21 protein-coding genes are annotated in these 15601 nt (G+C 66.1%); 6 read left to right on the top strand and 15 right to left on the bottom strand.

The genetic code is table 11. The features are described from left to right. Nucleotides 1-68 precede the first annotated feature (68 nt). Complete coding sequence (locus ACPUD7_RS05725) at nt 69-323, bottom strand: type B 50S ribosomal protein L31 (RefSeq protein WP_135540941.1); 255 nt, start codon at nt 321-323, stop codon at nt 69-71. 177 nt (nt 324-500) lie between these two features. Here ACPUD7_RS05725 and ACPUD7_RS05720 point away from each other — a divergent pair, with 177 nt between their 5' ends. Continuing rightward, nucleotides 501-1052: a YbaK/EbsC family protein gene (locus ACPUD7_RS05720; protein WP_135540943.1), complete on the top strand. Its 552-nt coding sequence runs from the start codon at nt 501-503 to the stop codon at nt 1050-1052. A gap of 67 nt (nt 1053-1119) precedes the next feature. On the opposite strand, the gene ACPUD7_RS05715 is transcribed toward ACPUD7_RS05720, so the two are convergent. From ACPUD7_RS05715 to ACPUD7_RS05700, 4 genes are all read right to left on the bottom strand, one after another. After that, nucleotides 1120-1890, bottom strand: coding sequence for a phosphatase (locus tag ACPUD7_RS05715; protein ID WP_135540945.1), 771 nt, complete (start codon nt 1888-1890; stop codon nt 1120-1122). 61 nt (nt 1891-1951) lie between these two features. Further along, complete coding sequence (locus ACPUD7_RS05710) at nt 1952-2845, bottom strand: TrmH family RNA methyltransferase (protein WP_135540947.1); 894 nt, start codon at nt 2843-2845, stop codon at nt 1952-1954. Continuing rightward, nucleotides 2842-3678: a sulfite exporter TauE/SafE family protein gene (locus tag ACPUD7_RS05705; RefSeq protein WP_135540948.1), complete on the bottom strand. Its 837-nt coding sequence runs from the start codon at nt 3676-3678 to the stop codon at nt 2842-2844. The genes ACPUD7_RS05710 and ACPUD7_RS05705 overlap by 4 nt, the downstream gene beginning before the upstream one ends. 2 nt (nt 3679-3680) lie before the next feature. Beyond that, nucleotides 3681-4466 (bottom strand): ABC transporter ATP-binding protein, encoded by a 786-nt coding sequence (locus ACPUD7_RS05700; protein WP_135540950.1) that lies wholly within the window; start codon nt 4464-4466, stop codon nt 3681-3683. A gap of 44 nt (nt 4467-4510) precedes the next feature. Here ACPUD7_RS05700 and ACPUD7_RS05695 point away from each other — a divergent pair, with 44 nt between their 5' ends. Beyond that, nucleotides 4511-5245, top strand: coding sequence for a hypothetical protein (locus ACPUD7_RS05695; RefSeq protein ID WP_135540952.1), 735 nt, complete (start codon nt 4511-4513; stop codon nt 5243-5245). Next, entirely contained in the window at nt 5242-5919 is a 678-nt protein-coding gene (serB, locus tag ACPUD7_RS05690; protein WP_135540954.1) for a phosphoserine phosphatase SerB, read from the top strand. The genes ACPUD7_RS05695 and serB overlap by 4 nt, the downstream gene beginning before the upstream one ends. Before the next feature lie 151 nt (nt 5920-6070). Here the strand turns inward: serB and ACPUD7_RS05685 are convergent, their stop codons facing one another. The 3 genes from ACPUD7_RS05685 to ACPUD7_RS05675 all read right to left on the bottom strand — a co-directional run bounded on the left by ACPUD7_RS05685 (nt 6071) and on the right by ACPUD7_RS05675 (nt 8173). Continuing rightward, nucleotides 6071-6577, bottom strand: a complete 507-nt coding sequence (locus ACPUD7_RS05685) for a SixA phosphatase family protein (RefSeq protein WP_425119392.1) — start codon at nt 6575-6577, stop codon at nt 6071-6073. A gap of 10 nt (nt 6578-6587) precedes the next feature. Next, nucleotides 6588-7346, bottom strand: coding sequence for an enoyl-ACP reductase FabI (gene fabI, locus ACPUD7_RS05680; protein WP_425119391.1), 759 nt, complete (start codon nt 7344-7346; stop codon nt 6588-6590). Nucleotides 7347-7462: 116 nt separating this feature from the next. Continuing rightward, nucleotides 7463-8173 (bottom strand): beta-ketoacyl-ACP reductase, encoded by a 711-nt coding sequence (locus ACPUD7_RS05675; RefSeq protein ID WP_135540959.1) that lies wholly within the window; start codon nt 8171-8173, stop codon nt 7463-7465. A gap of 130 nt (nt 8174-8303) precedes the next feature. Between ACPUD7_RS05675 and ACPUD7_RS05670 the strand changes: the two genes are divergently transcribed. Genes ACPUD7_RS05670 through ACPUD7_RS05660 form a run of 3 tightly spaced genes read left to right on the top strand, consistent with a single transcriptional unit; the run spans nt 8304 to nt 9840 of the window. Continuing rightward, nucleotides 8304-8729 carry a DUF3099 domain-containing protein gene (locus ACPUD7_RS05670; protein ID WP_425119390.1) on the top strand — a complete coding sequence of 142 codons (426 nt, stop codon included), beginning with the start codon at nt 8304-8306 and terminating at the stop codon, nt 8727-8729. Next, entirely contained in the window at nt 8726-8938 is a 213-nt protein-coding gene (locus ACPUD7_RS05665) for a hypothetical protein (RefSeq protein ID WP_135540963.1), read from the top strand. The genes ACPUD7_RS05670 and ACPUD7_RS05665 overlap by 4 nt, the downstream gene beginning before the upstream one ends. Further along, nucleotides 8935-9840, top strand: coding sequence for an SURF1 family protein (locus ACPUD7_RS05660; protein ID WP_425119389.1), 906 nt, complete (start codon nt 8935-8937; stop codon nt 9838-9840). The genes ACPUD7_RS05665 and ACPUD7_RS05660 overlap by 4 nt, the downstream gene beginning before the upstream one ends. Nucleotides 9841-9846: 6 nt before the next feature. Here the strand turns inward: ACPUD7_RS05660 and ACPUD7_RS05655 are convergent, their stop codons facing one another. The 7 genes from ACPUD7_RS05655 to ACPUD7_RS05625 all read right to left on the bottom strand — a co-directional run bounded on the left by ACPUD7_RS05655 (nt 9847) and on the right by ACPUD7_RS05625 (nt 15600). Beyond that, complete coding sequence (locus ACPUD7_RS05655; protein WP_425119388.1) at nt 9847-11445, bottom strand: ABC-F family ATP-binding cassette domain-containing protein; 1599 nt, start codon at nt 11443-11445, stop codon at nt 9847-9849. Continuing rightward, nucleotides 11442-12179 (bottom strand): RNase H family protein, encoded by a 738-nt coding sequence (locus ACPUD7_RS05650; protein ID WP_425119387.1) that lies wholly within the window; start codon nt 12177-12179, stop codon nt 11442-11444. Before ACPUD7_RS05650 ends, ACPUD7_RS05655 begins: the two co-directional genes overlap by 4 nt. A 246-nt stretch (nt 12180-12425) precedes the next feature. Further along, on the bottom strand, nt 12426-12761 hold the full coding sequence (locus ACPUD7_RS05645; RefSeq protein WP_025778421.1) for a metal-sulfur cluster assembly factor: 336 nt from the start codon (nt 12759-12761) through the stop codon (nt 12426-12428). Further along, entirely contained in the window at nt 12754-13233 is a 480-nt protein-coding gene (sufU, locus tag ACPUD7_RS05640) for a Fe-S cluster assembly sulfur transfer protein SufU (protein ID WP_425119386.1), read from the bottom strand. The genes ACPUD7_RS05645 and sufU overlap by 8 nt, the downstream gene beginning before the upstream one ends. Nucleotides 13234-13249: 16 nt before the next feature. Then, nucleotides 13250-14500 carry a SufS family cysteine desulfurase gene (locus tag ACPUD7_RS05635; protein ID WP_425119385.1) on the bottom strand — a complete coding sequence of 417 codons (1251 nt, stop codon included), beginning with the start codon at nt 14498-14500 and terminating at the stop codon, nt 13250-13252. Beyond that, nucleotides 14500-15258, bottom strand: coding sequence for a Fe-S cluster assembly ATPase SufC (sufC, locus tag ACPUD7_RS05630; protein WP_135540973.1), 759 nt, complete (start codon nt 15256-15258; stop codon nt 14500-14502). Before sufC ends, ACPUD7_RS05635 begins: the two co-directional genes overlap by 1 nt. A 24-nt stretch (nt 15259-15282) precedes the next feature. Then, nucleotides 15283-15600, bottom strand: coding sequence for a non-heme iron oxygenase ferredoxin subunit (locus tag ACPUD7_RS05625; protein WP_167854455.1), 318 nt, complete (start codon nt 15598-15600; stop codon nt 15283-15285). Nucleotide 15601: the final 1 nt, after the last annotated feature.

Raw genomic sequence — 15601 nt, 5'->3', positions numbered from 1 at the left:
GAACTGCCCCGCACACCATGATCGGTGTGCGGGGCAGTTCGTATGAAGCTGAGCGGAACCGCTCGGGATCAGCGCTTGCCGAAGCCCTTGTAGCGGTCCTTGAACTTCTCCACGCGGCCGGCGGAGTCGAGGATGCGCTGCTTGCCCGTGTAGAACGGGTGCGATGCGCTCGAGATCTCGACGTCGATCACGGGGTAGGTGCTGCCGTCTTCCCACTCGATGGTCTTATCGCTCGTGGCGGTGGAGCGGGTGAGGAACTTGGTGCCGGAGGCCAGATCGTTGAACACGATCGGCGCGTATTCCGGGTGGATGTCCTTCTTCATATTCTTACCTCTGCTGAATTCTTTCAGGCGCCTGATATGGGTCCGACCCATCTGCCAGTGCCCGAATTCGTCTGCTGGACACGCCTCGAACCGTAGGAACCGGACACGAAGCGACAGCCCAGTCTAACCGATGGGTGAGAACAAAGCGATTCGACACTCATCTCCTACACTGTGGCCATGACCACGAAGGAACGACTCTCCACTCAGTTCACCCTCCGACCCGCGGCCACCGCGCCCGAGCTCATGGCCGGATCCACCTCCGAGGCGCTGCCGGCGATCACCGGTGACGTCGAGGTCTTCGCCATCGACCCGCAGATCGCAGACACCGCGGCGCTGCTTGACGCCACCGATCTGCCGCCGGCCACCTCCGCGAACTGCGTCCTCGTGGCGGGTTCACGGTCCGGGGAGGAGCGCATCGCGGCGTGCATGGTGCTCGCGAACACCCGAGCCGATGTCAACAAACGGGTGAAGAAACTCCTCGACGTGCGCAAAGCCTCGTTCCTCCCCTTGGAACGGGCGGTCGCCGAATCCGGGATGGAGTACGGCGGAATCGGCCCGATCGGCCTGCCGGAGAGCTACCGGGTGCTCATCGATTCCCGCGTCGCCGAAGCCGAGGAGCTCATCATCGGCTCCGGAATCCGCGGCTCGAAGCTGCTCCTGTCCGGTTCTGCGCTCGCGTCGCTGCCCGGCGCCGAGGTGGTCGAGGGGCTGGCCAACGACATCGACTGAGCGTGTCGCTCGGTCAGACCATCACCCCCGGGCCGGTTCCGCCGGATGAGCATCGGCAGTCGCCGGGTCAGTTGAGGCCCGCGCGGTCGATGACGAAGTCGATGAGCGGGGCATAGAGGTTCGGCACGACATCGTCATCGAGCGGGATGGTCGCCTCGATCTGCCCCTGTGCCTCGGCGACGAAGAGAGCCGGATCATTGCAGTCGGCGTAGCCGATGGTGCGCAGTCCCCGGCTCGAGGCGGCACCGGCCCAACCGTGGTCGGCGACGACGAGGTCAGGGGCCCCGGCACCGCGGGCGGCGAAGTCATCGAGGAGCGCGTGCATGGGTTCGGCCAGATGCGTGTGGGGACTGCCGCCGTGCTGGTGCCAGGTCCACACATCGTTGATCTGGCGGACGTCTCCGCCGATCTCCGGGACCGGGATGAAATGGTCACAGACATCGATGAGGGCACCGGCGGATTTCGCCGCCGCGGCGATCGCCATGTGCACGGGCAGCAGTCCTGCCGGATGGCCGGTGGCGAAGAGGATCCGGCCGCCCTCGCGACTGACGTGGCCGACCGCCTCGGCGAGCTTCTCCGTTGCGTCGATGCACGCCTGCGTGGAGATCGTATCCACGCCTTCGACGAAGGCGGGGTCGGGACGCAGCCCGGCACGTTCGACCATGAGCGCGAACACCGACTCATAGTCCCAGTCGCGGGTGAGTTCGACACCGAAGTCGAACTGCCTTTCCTGGTCAAGGAAACGGCGGATATGGGAGAGGTTGTTCTCCCTGGGGGTCGCGACTTCCCCGGTGATGCGACCGGTTTCAAGGGCTTGGGCCAGTCTGCTGCGGTCCACTGAAGATCCTTTCGGGTTCGGGTGCTGATGGGTCGGCCGTCGGTTCCTCTGGTCGCAGAGCTCAGTCGCTCTGCAGAGCGAAGCAGGTCACCGCCGAGGCGGCCGCGACGTTGAGCGAATCGACTCCCCCGCTCATGGGGATCATCACGGTCGAATCGCAGGCGGCGATCGTCGATCTCTTCAGACCCTCACCCTCGGTGCCGAAGACGACGGCGGTGCGTTCTGGGGCGGATGCGGCGAAGTCGCGCAGACCCACCGAATTCTCGTCGAGCGCCAGTGCCGCAACGTGGAAGCCCAGGTCCTGCAACGATCCGATTCCGGCGGGCCAGCGCTCGATGCGTGTCCACGGCACCTGGAACACCGTGCCCATGGACACGCGGATCGACCGACGGTAGAGCGGGTCGGCGCAGCGTGGAGTCACGAGTACGGCGTCGACGCCGAAGGCCGCAGCGGATCGGAAGATCGCGCCGACGTTCGTGTGGTCGACGATGTCCTCGATGACGACGAGGCGCCGGGCCCCGGCGACCACGGAGGCGACCTCGGGCAATGCGGGTCGGCCCATGGCGGACAGAGCGCCTCGGTGGAGGTGGAAGCCGGTGAGCGACTCCACGGCGGCGTCGGTGCCGATGAAGATCGGCACATCATCGGCGGCGATGAGATCCGCGAGGTCGAACAGCCACTTCGGACTCGTGAGGTAGGACCGGGCCCTCATGCCGGCGGCATGGGCCCGGCGGATGATCTTCGAGGACTCGGCGATGAAGAGACCCTCGGCAGGTTCCCGCACGCTGCGCAGCGCCACATCGGTCAGCTGCGTGTAGTCGTGCATCTCGGTAAGACCGCCCGCGGCCAGATCCGCCTCGTCGAAGAAACGCAGACGTGCGGCGGCGATGCCCAGCTCGGCGGCCCGGTCGATGACCTGCTGCCGGGTGAGAGGAGCCTTGGCCGGGGTGTTCACAGGGTGAGGATCCTCCAGATCGCAACGAGGCCGAGGGCGACGATGACCGTGCGCAGCAGCACCGGGGAGAAGCGACGGCCGACCCGAGCTCCGAAGTACCCGCCGATGAGCGAGCCGACGGCGATGCAGATGACGGCGATCCAGTTGATGCGGTCGTGGCCGACGATGATGTACGTGCTCGCCGAGACCGTGTTGACGACGAGGACGAGGACGTTCTTCAGACCGTTGAGGCGCTGCAGATCGTCGGGCAGCAGCAGACCGAGGAGCGCGATGAGGATGATGCCCTGCGCAGCGGCGAAGTACCCGCCGTAGATCGCGGTGAGGAAGACGACGAGGAGCACGGCCAGATACCGACCGGTCGAGAGCTGGTCCCCCGCCGAGGCGGCTCTGTGCTCGATCCCGGCTGCCTCGGCGCGGCGCAGCGACCGGCTCTTCAGGTACCGGGACAGGTACGGCTGTCCGACGACCATGATGAGTGCGACCACGAGGAGGACGGGCACGATCGTCTCGAACGCGTCCTCGGGCAGGTGCAGAAGCAGATACGCCCCGGTCAGTGAACCCAGCAGCGAGGCGGGAACGAAGCCGAGGATGCGTCTCCACTGACCGCGCAGCTCCTCACGGTAGCCGAAGGAGGAGGCGATGTTGCCGGGGATGAGGCCGACGGCGTTGCTCATCGTCGACACGACGGGCGCGACGCCGAAGGCCACGAGCGCGGGAAACGTGATCAGGGTGCCGGATCCGACGACGGCGTTGATGCCGCCGGCCGCGACTCCGGCCAGGACGATCAGGGCGATCTGCCACGGTTCGAGGCTGAGACTCTGCCACAGCTCCATGCTCAGCGGGCGGAACGAGCGTGGTAGCGCTGACCGTCGCGGGTGAGCTTGACGTCGATGCCGAAGGTCGCGGCGAGGTTATCGGCAGTCAGGGTCTCCTCGATCGGACCTGAGGCCAGATCGGTGCCTTCGGAGAGCAGCAGCACGTGGGTGATCCCCTCCGGGATCTCCTCGACGTGGTGAGTGACCATGATCGTGGCCGGCGCCCACTTCGACGACAGGATCTCCGAGAGCGCACCGAGCAGCTCTTCACGTCCGCCGAAGTCGAGCCCGGAGGCCGGTTCGTCGAGCAGCAGCAGCTCGGGATCGGTCATGAGCGCGCGAGCGATCTGCACCCGCTTGCGTTCGCCTTCGGACAGGGTGCCGAAGGTGCGTTCGGCCAGATGGGTGATGCGGAAGGCCGCAAGCAGGTCGTGGGCGCGATCGATGTCGTCGCGTTCGTACTCTTCGACCCAGCGTCCGGTGACGCCGTAGGCAGCGGTGAGCACGGTGTCGAGGACCGCTTCGGAGCCGGGGATGCGGTTGGCCAGCGCGGTCGAGGCATAGCCGATGCGCGGGCGCAGTTCGAACACGTCGACACGCCCGAGCTGCTCCTCGAGGATGCCGACCGTGCCCGTCGTCGGGTGCATACGTCCGGCGGCGAGTTCGAGCAGGGTCGTTTTGCCCGCGCCGTTGGGTCCGAGCACAGCCCAGTGCTCGCCCTCGGCGACGGTCAGCGAGAAATCGTCGAGGAGGAAATTCGACCCCCGGCGCACGGACACGGAATCCAAAGTCAGGACATCACTCATATCCTCAGACTCTATCGCAGGCGAGCCGTCTATTCTGGTTCGACATGGACCTGACGACCGACTCCCTGCTGCTGACCCTGGCGATCAATCACCGCCTGCGCTCGACCCTGCCCCCTGACGAGGTCACCTCCGCGTTTCTCGACGATGATCGTGATGTTCCTCTCATTGTCTCCGACGAGGTGTTCGGGACCTCCGCTCCGACGGGCCTGCTGCTCTTCATCGCCGAGGCGGCCGCCGCCGGAATCACGCACGCGCGGCTGGCGCTGCACCACCCATCGCTGCCGCACACGACTCCCCCGGTCGACCGGGATGCGCGCACGCAGGTCGGCCGCCACAGTGCCCCCGTCGTCCTCCACCGAGGTGATGAACAGGCGGCCATCGCGCTCATCGGGGCCGAGGCGAACGTCGAGATCATCGCCTGTCGGCCCACTCCCTTCCGACCGGTGACCGTCGGCACGTCCGCGGAGGCGCTGCGACGGCTGCGACTGCTCGTGATCGAGGGTCTCAACCTCATCGAGACCCTCGACGTCCCCGAGGAGTGGCGGCAGGGCCCGTGGCGGGATTGGCAGGAGGAACTGTCGACGATGCATCCGATCTCCCGGCTCATCCCCACCGAGGCCGATTCCCGGGCGATCTACGCAGCCCTCGACATCCATCACCGCTTAGCCGCTGTGCTCGCTCCGGCCACGGTGGCTCCGCCGCAGTTCGGGGCGCTGCTGTCTCAGCTGCATCCCGCGGCCGCCGACTACATCATGGCTGTGGCTACGATGAAGGGATGAACGAGACCGCAGAGGCCGCAGCCGCCCATCTCCCCGTCCGACTGCTCGTCATGGACGTCGACTCGACGTTCATCAACGAGGAGGTCATCGACCTCATCGCCGCTCACGCCGGGGTCGGCGACCAGGTCGCCGCAATCACCGAACGGGCGATGGCCGGTGAACTCGATTTCGCCGCGTCCCTGGCCGAGCGGGTCGCACTGCTGGCCGGACTGCCGGAGACCGTGCTCGACGAGGTGCGGGAGCAGATCACCCTCACCGAGGGGGCCCGTCAGCTCGTCGCCGCGGTCCATGACGCGGGAGGCCGGGTCGCCCTCGTGTCCGGAGGCTTCACCGCGATCATCGCACCTGTGGCCGCCGAGCTCGGCATCACCGATGTCTTCGCCAACGGGCTGGAGGTCGTCGAGGGCCATCTCACCGGTCGCACCAGCGGTCGCGTCATCGATCCGAGCGCGAAGGCAGAGATCTTCGAGGATCTGCTCGCCGCTGGTGAGTACGACCGTGCCGAGAGTGTGGCGATCGGCGACGGCGCCAATGACATCGGGATGATCGAGGCCGCGGGCGTCGGGGTGGCGTTCTGCGCGAAGCCGGCCCTCGTCGCCGCCGCCGATGTCTCGGTGTCGACCAGGAACCTGCGCGAGGTGCTCACGATCGTCAGCAGCCGCGCACACGACTGAAAACCGCCGACCGTCAGCTTCGGCATCAGACCCGGCAGAGACGGCCCCGTCGCAGGTGGCCCCGACACAGACGACTGAGGCCCTCCGAACGAATCGGAGGGCCTCAGGGATGTCACGATCAGATCATGCCGGAAACGTTTGCCGGCACGGATCACACGCCGTGGAAGACTCGGATCTGCGGTGCCGGGCAGGTCCCCGGCTCGACGTCCCAGCTTTCGAGGTCGAAGACCGCGATCGAGGAGGGACGGAACGGATCCGGGACTCCGCCGGCCGGGTTGAGGTGGCCGATCACCTCGGCGACGGTGGGCTGGTGTCCGACGATATAGGCGCACGCCGCGTCGGCGGGGATCGAATTGATCGCATCGATCCAGTCCGCGACCTCACCGGCGTAGAGGGACTCGTCCTCACGCAGGCTCAGCACGCCCGGGTCGTCGAGCGAACCGCCGTGGGCCCGATTGACGGCTTCGACGACGGCCTGACCGGTCTGCACGGTGCGTCTGGCCGCCGAGGCGATGGCGACATCGGGTGACCATCGTTCGGCGATCTCTGCGCCGGCCTCGACCGCTTGGGCCAGACCTTTGGAGTCCAAGGACCGTTCGAAGTCCGTGGCACCTTGCGCCTCCGCCTTCGCATGGCGGGCGAGGATGAGCACTGGCATGAGCGGTCTCTCAGGCTCCGGTGGAGTGGAAGCCGCCGTCGACGTGGACCATTTCGCCCGTGGTGGCGGGGAACCAGTCCGAGAGCAGGGCGACGATGGCCCTGCCGGCGGGGGTGGTGTCCGTCTGATCCCAGCCCAGCGGTGCACGGTCGCCCCACATGTCTTCGAGGGTTCCGAAGCCGGGGATCGACGTGGCAGCGGTGGTCTTGAGCGGTCCGGCCGAGACGAGGTTGACGCGCACACCGTCGTCTCCAACGTACTTCGCGAGGTACCGGGCGGTGGATTCGAAGGCGGCCTTGGCCACGCCCATCCAGTCGTAGACGGGCCAGGAGATGGTCGCGTCGAAGGTGAGACCGACGACACCGGCGCCCTTGTTGAGCACGGGCTTGGCGGCCACGGTGATCGCCTTGAGCGAGTAGGCGGAGACGTGGATGGCAGCGGAGACCGACTCCCACGGGGTGTCGAGGAACACGCCGCCGAGAGCGTCCTTCGGGGCGAAGGCGATGGCGTGGACGATGCCGTCGATGTTGCCGCCGAGGCGCTCGGGCAGAGCCGCGAGGTCGTCGTCATTGGTGGCGTCGAGTTCGATGACCTTCGGGGTCTCGGGCAGACGCTCGGCGATGACCTGGGTGATCTTCATCTGCCGACCGAAGCTCGAGAGGATGACCTCGGCTCCCTGCTCCTGTGCGATGCGGGCGGCGGCGAAGGCGATCGAGGCCTCGGTGAGCACGCCGGTGACGAGGATGCGCTTTCCGTCAAGAATTCCCATGGTGGTCCTTTCTCAGAAGGGGTGATTGCGTGTGGGTGACGCCGCATGGAGCGGGGTCTCTGTGCTGAAGTCTACGGGCTGTGAAGCGGCACGGCCGCATCGGAGGGAGTCCGGGATCAGTGGCCCATGCCGAGGCCGCCGTCGACGGGGATGACGGCACCGGAGATGTAGGCGGCCTCGTCGGAGGACACCCAGCGGACGACCTTCGCGACTTCGGCCGGTTCGGCGAAGCGCTTGGCCGGAATGGTCGAGAGGTACTCGGTGCGCTGCTTCTCGCTGAGCTCGTCGGTCATGTCGGTGCGGATGAAGCCGGGGGCGACGACGTTGGCGGTGATTCCGCGGGAGCCGAGCTCACGGGTGATGGAGCGGGCGAGGCCGACGAGTCCGGCCTTCGACGCCGAGTAGTTGGCCTGGCCGGGCACGCCGTAGAGGCCCGAGACCGAGGAGATGAGGACGATGCGGCCGCGCTTCGCGCGGATCATGCCGGTGATGGCGCGTTTGACGGTGCGGAACGCACCGGTGAGGTTCGTGTCGAGGACGGATTCGAATTCCTCGTCGTTCATCCGCATGAGCAGGTTGTCCGCGGTGATGCCGGCGTTGGCGACGACGACCTCGACGGGTCCGAGCTTGTCTTCGATCTCGGCGAACGCCCGGTCGATGGACTCGGTGTCGGTGACATCGGCGGACACGGCCAGGGCGCCTTCGGGCGCCTGACCGTTCCGGGAGGTGACGGCCACATTGTCACCCTGAGCGATGAACTCCTCGGCGATGGTGCGGCCGATGCCGCGGTTGCCGCCGGTGACGAGGACTGTGCGTGGTTCTGACACGTTTGACTCCTGTTGATCGACTGTCTTCTTCAAACCTATCGTGGACAAACCTATCCTGTCCCCCGGCCCGTGGATACGTCTCTCACAAAGGACGAGTATCATCTTTAGCAGTCATCGATCGAAGAAGGATATGGTCAGGCACTCGCAGCAGATCACAACGGCAGATACCGCCCTTGATGACGATATGAGGTCTCGGATCATCAAGTATTCGATCACCATGGGCATCAGGACGGTCTGCTTCGTGGCCGCCTATTTCGCTTTCGTCGCCGACCTCCACGTCCTCATGTGGATCTGCGTGGCCGGCGCCGTGATTCTGCCCTATCCCGCCGTGATCTTCGCCAATGCCGGCCGCGAACGCACGAGTGACGACGCCTCGGCGCTGCTCGACCAGGCCCCGTTGGCGGAACTGCCTCCCGCGCGGGGAGAGACGATCAGCGAAGACGGCACGACCTCGGACTCCGAGGACACAGTGCCCGGCGAGACGAGCGATGACGCACACGAGACCATTCCGGGTGAAACCGTCGATGAGGGCAAGGACGAGGGTGAGCAGGCATGAGCGAGGAATTGCAGTGTTCGGCCAAGGGCTGCCGGGCGTCGGCGACGCGGGCGATCCTGTGGAACAATCCGCGTCTGCACGCTCCGGAACGGAAGAAGACCTGGCTGGCCTGTGCCGACCATCTTGAGTACCTGCGCGACTTCCTCACCCTGCGCGACTTCTATCTCAGTGACGTATCCATCGACGACATTCCGGAGGACGCCGGTTGAGCCGCTATTCCTTCCTCTTCACCGCACGCTGGCTCAAATACATCGCCATGGCGATCATCGTCATCATCGCCTGCGTCTTCCTCGCCCTGTGGCAGAAGGACCGCCGCGACCAGCGGGAACAGGAGATCGCCACGATCACCGCGAACTACTCCGCCGACCCGGTCGCCCTCGAATCGGTGCTGCCGACCCCGGAGTCGACGTTGGCGACCACCGAGGAGTGGACGCAGGTGGAGATGCGCGGGACGTTCTCCGACGACGACACCGTCCTCGCCCGCAACCGCACCGTCGAGGACACTCCCGGCTTCTACGTCGTGACCCCGTTCGAACTCGATGATGGCACCAGGATCGCCGTGGTCAGGGGCTTCACCTCCGAGAAGGAATCCGTACCGGCGGCTCCTCGCGGTGAGCAGACCGTCGTCGCGCACCTGCGGCCGGCACAGGACGGGGCCGATGACGACAACCCGCAGGGCATGATCAAAGCCATCGACCCGGCTCGCATCCCCGGAATGGACGACGCCTACTCCCATGTCTACGGCGAAGCCTCAGCCGTCGGCACCGGAGGAGACGTGGAAGACGGGCTGACCCCGCTGCCGATGCCCGAACTCGATCCGGGCAACCACCTGTCCTACATGCTCCAGTGGTTCGCTTTCGGAATCATGATCATCATCGCTGTCGCGATCTCCGCCCGCAGGGAACGCAGAGCCGCCGCCGAGGCGGACGAACGTCGCGGTGACAGCAGCAGCGAATTCGTCGTCATCGACAAGGCCGCCCTCGACGCCGGGGCGAAGATCAGCCAGCCGGGAAGCCGGTACGGACGCAACCGCTTCGCCTCCCCCGGAGTCCACGGTCAGGCAGAGGCCGAAGAGGACGCGATGTTCGAACAGCGGTTCCGTTCGGAGTGAACCGCCTCAGGCCAAGGTGACGAGGTCGAGGTAGGACTCGTTCCACAGGTCCTCGTCGCCGTCGGGCAGCAGAAGCACCCGATCGGGATCGAGCGCGGAAACCGCTCCCTCATCGTGTGTCACGAGCACGATAGCGCCTTCGTAGCGGCGGATCGCCGAGAGGATCTCCTCCCTTGAAGCCGGATCGAGGTTGTTCGTCGGCTCATCGAGCAGCAGCACGTTCGCACTCGAGACGACGAGCGTGGCCAGAGCCAGACGCGTCTTCTCACCGCCGGAGAGCACCCCGGCGGGTTTGTGCACATCATCGCCGCTGAACAGGAATGACCCGAGCACATTGCGCACGGCCGTGTCATCGAGGTGCGGGGAGTTCCGCGCCATGTTCTCCAACACGGTGCGCTCGAGATCGAGGGTCTCGTGCTCCTGCGCGTAGTAGCCGAGCTTGAGCCCGTGACCGGGCACGACCTCCCCCGAATCCGGCTCGTCGAGGCCGGCGAGCAGCCGCAGCAGCGTCGTCTTGCCGGCACCGTTGTAGCCGAGGACGACGACGCGGGTGCCCTTGTCGATGGCGAGGTCGACGCCGGTGAACACCTCGGTCGAACCGTAGATGCGCGACAGTCCTTCAGCGGTGAGCGGGACACGTCCGCAGTCGGCCGGAGCCGGGAAGCGCAGGTTCGCGACCTTCTCCGTGGCGCGTTCGTCCTCGAGCCCGGAGAGCAGACGTTCGGCGCGTTTGGCCATCTGCTGGGCGGCCACGGTCTTCGTCGCCTTGGCCATCATCTTGTTCGCCTGAGCGTTGAGCGCTGCGGCCTTCTTCTCCGCGTTCGCGCGCTCGCGCCGGCGGCGACGCTCATCGTCCTCACGCTGCTTGAGGTAGAGCCGGTAGCCCATCGCATAGATGTCGATGGTCTGCCGGGTCGCGTCGAGGAAGAACACCTTGTTGACGACTTCGTCGATGAGATCGAGATCGTGGCTGATGATGACGAGCCCACCGGAATAGGCCTTGAGGTGATCGCGCAGCCACAGCACGGACTCGGCGTCGAGGTGGTTCGTCGGTTCGTCGAGGATCATCGTGTCCGGAGCCGAGAACAGGATCCGGGCGAGTTCGACACGACGTCGCTGTCCGCCCGAGAGCGTACCGATCTCCTGGTTGATCAGCGTCTCGTCGAGACCGAGGTTCGCTGCGATCGCGAAGGCCTCGGATTCGGCGGCGTATCCGCCGGCGGCCATGAACTCGGCTTCGATGCGCGGATAGCGGTCGATGGCCTTCGTCGCCACCTTCTCATCGGGCGAAGCCATCTGGCGTTCGGCCTTGCGCAGTCGCTTCACGAGGACGTCGAGCTCACGGGCCGAGAGGATCCGCTCCATCCCGGTGGCCGTAAGGTCACCGCTGCGCGGGTCCTGAGGCAGGTAGCCGACGGTGCCGGAGACCGACACGGACCCGGCGGAGGCCGGGTGCCTGCCCATGATCACCTTGGTCAGAGTCGTCTTGCCGGCGCCGTTGCGGCCGACGAGACCGACACGGTCTCCCTTGTCCACGCGGAACGAGACTTCGGACATGAGGGTGCGGGCGCCGACGGCGACTTCGAGGCCGGAGGCCTGAATCATTCTGTCTCCAAACTGCGGCCGATGAGTTCGGCCAGAAATTCCTGGGGGTGGATGTCGCGGGCCTGCGCCCGGGCGACGAGTTCGTCGGCGACCGATACTGGGACACGGCACGACACGACGGTCGTGGGCTCCTGTGACCCAGCGCCGGGTGCCGCTTCGGAAACCGGCGCCGAGGCGGCTGTCGGCCCCGAATCTGTCCCCGAATCTGCCGCCGGTTCCGTCGTGAGCCCCGAATCTGTTGCGGGGGCCGCGCTTGACGACGGCGTCCCCGCGGGGACGTAACCGGGCCCCTCGGGGACCTTCGTGCCCTTCTGATAGGCCGTGGCCGCCGCCCTGGCACGATCGTCGGCCGCCTCGTTCATCGCGTGGTTGTTGTGTCCCTTGACCCATTCGAATTCGACGTCGCGGCCCTTGAGCGCAGAGTCGAGGAGTTCGAGCAGGTCCCGATTGAGGACCTCTTTGCCGTCAGCTTTCTTCCAGCCCTTGCGCTTCCAGCCCGGCATCCATTTGGTCAGGGCGTTGATGACGTACTGCGAGTCGCAGAAGATCTTGAGATCTTCATCGGCGTCAGCCGTGGAATCGAGGAGGTCGAGCACGGCCATGAGCTCACCGCGGTTGTTCGTCGCGTTCTTCCATCCGCCGGCGTGCCAGCAGCCGTCGTCGACGTACCAGGCCCAGCCGGCGGGTCCGGGGTTGCCGAGGGCGGAGCCGTCGGCGGCAGCGATGATCGTCAAAGGTTCTCCTTGGAAAGTCAGGTTCCATTCTTTCACGCCGCGGCCGACCTCGACGTGCGCGGGTCGGTGATCTCCATGACCACGCCGGCGCCCGCGGTTCGGCAATCGGTGCGCTCACCGCCGGATCGGTTCGATCACACAGATCGCCGAGGTGGGGCTGCCCCTTTCGGGTGGCCCCACCTCGGCGATGTGATCGTCGGCGTCCCCGCGGGGACGCGTCCTTCGTCGACTCCGTCGACGGCGGCTTCAGATGTTGAAGCCGAGGGCGCGCATCTGTTCGCGGCCGTCCTCGGTGATCTTCTCCGGACCCCATGGCGGCATCCAGACCCAGTTGATGCGGTAGGCGGGCACGATGCCCTCCAGCGACTGGGCGGTCTGATCCTCGATGACGTCGGTCAGCGGGCAGGCCGCCGAGGTCAGCGTCATCTCGATCACGGCGGTGCCGTCGTCTTCGACCGAGAGTCCGTAGACGAGGCCGAGGTCGACGATGTTGACACCGAGCTCGGGGTCAACGACGTCCATCATCGCTTCGCGCACTTCGTCGACGCTGGCATTCTGCGGAGCGTCTATGACTTCAGGCATGGTGTTTCTCCTCACGAGCTGCTTGTGCTTGGTTGAGTGCGTCCTTGAACGCCATCCAGGCCAGGAGAGCGCATTTGATCCTGGCCGGGAACTTGGACACCCCCGTGAACGCCGCGGCGTCGCCGAGGATGGTCTCATCCGCTTCCATTGTCCCACGAGAATGCATGAGTTCGTGGAACGCCGATTCGATCTGCAGCATCTGATCGACCGAGGCGTCTGCGGCCAGTTCGGACAGCACCGAGGCCGATGCCATCGAGATCGAACAGCCGTCCCCGCTCCACCGCACGGCAATGCGACCGTCGTCGAGAAGCTCGATCTCGAGTTCGATCTCATCGCCGCAGGTCGGATTCACCTGGTGCGAACAGCCGTGGCGGCCGGTCGCCTCGTCGCGGAGCAGAGCGGTGTTGCCGGTCCGCGCCCGCGACTGGTCGAGGATGACCTGCTGGTAGAGCTGCTGCATCTGTGTGCTCATCGCGTCACTCCCCTTCTCACGCGACCCCGAAGAAGGGACGCACCTCGGCCAGAGCGGTCAGGAAGCGCCGGCAGTCCTCGGCTGTGTTGTACAGGTAGGTGCTCGCCCGCGTCGAGGCGGTGACCCCGAACCGGCGGTGCAGCGGTTGCGCGCAGTGGTGTCCCACGCGCACGGCCACACCTTGGGAGTCGAGGTACTGTCCGACGTCATGGGCGTGGACGCCGTCGACGTCGAATGCCACGGTCCCGATCCGTTCTGCGGCATCGCCGAGCACCCGGATTCCGGGGATCTCGGCGATTCCGTCAAGGAGGAGCCGGCCGAGTTCGCGTTCGTGGTCGAAGACGTCCTGCAGCCCCACCTCGGCGAGATAGCCGACGGCGGTGGCGAAGGCCGCAACCTCGGCCACCGGCTGGGTGCCGGCCTCGAAGCGCTGCGGGGCGGGCATGAACTCCGAATCCTCCATGGTCACCGTGGTGATCATCGAACCGCCGGTGAGCACCGGGGGCAGCGCGTCGAGCAGTTCGGACTTCCCCCACAGCACACCGAGCCCCGTGGGACCGAGAGCCTTATGAGCGGAGAAAGCCGCGAAGTCGACGTCGAGGACGGTGAAGTCCACGGGCATGTGCGGCACGGACTGGCAGGCGTCGAGCACAACATAGGCACCGACGGCGCGTGCCCGAGCCACGAGCGTCTCGACCGGGTTGATCGTGCCGAGGACGTTGGAGACATGCGTGAACGCCAGCACCTTCGTCGTCTCGTCGACGATCGACTCGAGCTCGGAGAGGTCGAGCTCACCAGAGTCGGTCACCGGCAGCCACCGCAGCTGCGCCCCGGTCGATGCCGCCAGCTGCTGCCACGGCACGAGGTTCGCGTGGTGCTCCATCTCGGTGATGACGATCGAATCCTCGGGGCCGAGGGCGAATCGCTGCGCGGCCTCTCCCCCAAAGCCACGGCTGGCCCGGTCGATGCCCATGGCCACGATGTTGAGCGCTTCGGTGGCGTTCTTCGTCCAGCACACCTGTTCCGGTGTGCCGCCGACGAGGCCGGCGACGGCGATGCGTCCGTTCTCGAAGGCGTCCGTGGCCTCGACGGCAAGAGAGTGTGCACCCCGGTGGACCGCGGCGTTGCGCTGTGCGTAGTACTCGACGAAGGTGTCGATGACGCATTGCGGCTTCTGCGAGGTCGCCCCCGAGTCGAGATACGACAGCGGCGACTCCCCGACCCTCACATCGAGGATCGGGAAGTCGCCCCTCAGACGTGAGAACATCAGACGCCGGCGGTGAAGAAGCGGTCGTAGCCTTCGTTTTCGAGGCGTTCGGCCAGTTCCGGCCCGCCTTCCTCGGCCACCTTGCCCTCGATGATCACGTGGACGTGATCGGGCGTGATGTAGTTGAGGATGCGGGTGTAGTGGGTGATGAGCAGAACGCCGACATCGGTGACGCCCTTGACGCGGTTGACGCCTTCGGACACGATGCGCAGCGCGTCGACGTCGAGGCCGGAGTCGGTCTCGTCGAGGACGGCGAACTTCGGCTTGAGCATCTCCATCTGGAGGATCTCGTGACGCTTCTTCTCGCCGCCGGAGAAGCCTTCGTTGACATTGCGCGAGGCGAATGCGGGATCCACGCGCAGGTTCTCCATGGCCTGCTTGAGGTCCTTCGTCCAGTTGCGCAGCTTCGGCGCTTCACCGTCGATGGCGGTCTTGGCCGAGCGGAGGAAGTTCGTCACGGTCACACCGGGAACCTCGACGGGGTACTGCATGGCCAGGAACAGACCGGCCTTGGCACGCTCGTCCACGGCCATGTCGAGCACGTCTTCACCGTCGAGGGTGACCGAGCCGGAGGTCACTTCGTACTTCGGGTGGCCGGCCAGAGCGTAGGCCAGCGTCGACTTCCCGGAGCCGTTGGGGCCCATGATGGCGTGGGTCTCGTTCGAGTTGATGACGAGGTTGATGCCATTGAGGATGGGCTTGAGCCCGGTCTCGGTGTTGACACCGACGTGGAGGTCTTCGATCTTGAGAGTGGACATAATGATCCTTTGTCTAGGTCGTGGTCAGTTGAGAATGGTGTTCGTGTCGACGAGGATGCGCCCGGCGATCTCCTTGCAGTCATAGACCGCGACGGGTTCGAAAGCCGGCGGATTCACCGGCTGACCCGTGTTGAGATCGAACTGGGATCCGTGCAGCCAGCACTCGATCGTGCAGTCCTCGACATCGCCCTCGGCCAGCGAGACCTCACCGTGGGTGCACAGGTCGTCGATGGCGTGGATGGTGCCGTCGGAATCACGAGCGATGCAGACTTCGAACTCGCCGATCTCGATGCGCATGGTTTCGCCCGGCCCCACCTCGGCGGTGGAGGCCACGTCGATCATG

It is taken from the genome of Brevibacterium sp. FAM 24630 (genome assembly GCF_049804075.1).
Classification (GTDB): Bacteria; Actinomycetota; Actinomycetes; order Actinomycetales; family Brevibacteriaceae; genus Brevibacterium.
This window is presented reverse-complemented; position numbering and strand designations above follow the sequence as displayed.

Excerpts from the sequence above, each read along its gene's own strand:
- ACPUD7_RS05665 (WP_135540963.1), top strand. The coding sequence starts at position 8,726 with ATGAGCGAGGAATTGCAGTGTTCGGCCAAGGGCTGCCGGGCGTCGGCG.
- serB (WP_135540954.1), top strand. The coding sequence starts at position 5,242 with ATGAACGAGACCGCAGAGGCCGCAGCCGCCCATCTCCCCGTCCGACTG.
- ACPUD7_RS05700 (WP_135540950.1), bottom strand. The coding sequence starts at position 4,466 with ATGAGTGATGTCCTGACTTTGGATTCCGTGTCCGTGCGCCGGGGGTCG.
- ACPUD7_RS05725 (WP_135540941.1), bottom strand. The coding sequence starts at position 323 with ATGAAGAAGGACATCCACCCGGAATACGCGCCGATCGTGTTCAACGAT.
- ACPUD7_RS05705 (WP_135540948.1), bottom strand. The coding sequence starts at position 3,678 with ATGGAGCTGTGGCAGAGTCTCAGCCTCGAACCGTGGCAGATCGCCCTG.
- ACPUD7_RS05695 (WP_135540952.1), top strand. The coding sequence starts at position 4,511 with ATGGACCTGACGACCGACTCCCTGCTGCTGACCCTGGCGATCAATCAC.
- ACPUD7_RS05625 (WP_167854455.1), bottom strand. The coding sequence starts at position 15,600 with ATGATCGACGTGGCCTCCACCGCCGAGGTGGGGCCGGGCGAAACCATG.
- ACPUD7_RS05635 (WP_425119385.1), bottom strand. The coding sequence starts at position 14,500 with ATGTTCTCACGTCTGAGGGGCGACTTCCCGATCCTCGATGTGAGGGTC.
- ACPUD7_RS05655 (WP_425119388.1), bottom strand. The coding sequence starts at position 11,445 with ATGATTCAGGCCTCCGGCCTCGAAGTCGCCGTCGGCGCCCGCACCCTC.
- fabI (WP_425119391.1), bottom strand. The coding sequence starts at position 7,346 with ATGGGAATTCTTGACGGAAAGCGCATCCTCGTCACCGGCGTGCTCACC.
- ACPUD7_RS05685 (WP_425119392.1), bottom strand. The coding sequence starts at position 6,577 with ATGCCAGTGCTCATCCTCGCCCGCCATGCGAAGGCGGAGGCGCAAGGT.
- ACPUD7_RS05670 (WP_425119390.1), top strand. The coding sequence starts at position 8,304 with ATGGTCAGGCACTCGCAGCAGATCACAACGGCAGATACCGCCCTTGAT.
- sufC (WP_135540973.1), bottom strand. The coding sequence starts at position 15,258 with ATGTCCACTCTCAAGATCGAAGACCTCCACGTCGGTGTCAACACCGAG.
- ACPUD7_RS05720 (WP_135540943.1), top strand. The coding sequence starts at position 501 with ATGACCACGAAGGAACGACTCTCCACTCAGTTCACCCTCCGACCCGCG.
- sufU (WP_425119386.1), bottom strand. The coding sequence starts at position 13,233 with ATGAGCACACAGATGCAGCAGCTCTACCAGCAGGTCATCCTCGACCAG.
- ACPUD7_RS05645 (WP_025778421.1), bottom strand. The coding sequence starts at position 12,761 with ATGCCTGAAGTCATAGACGCTCCGCAGAATGCCAGCGTCGACGAAGTG.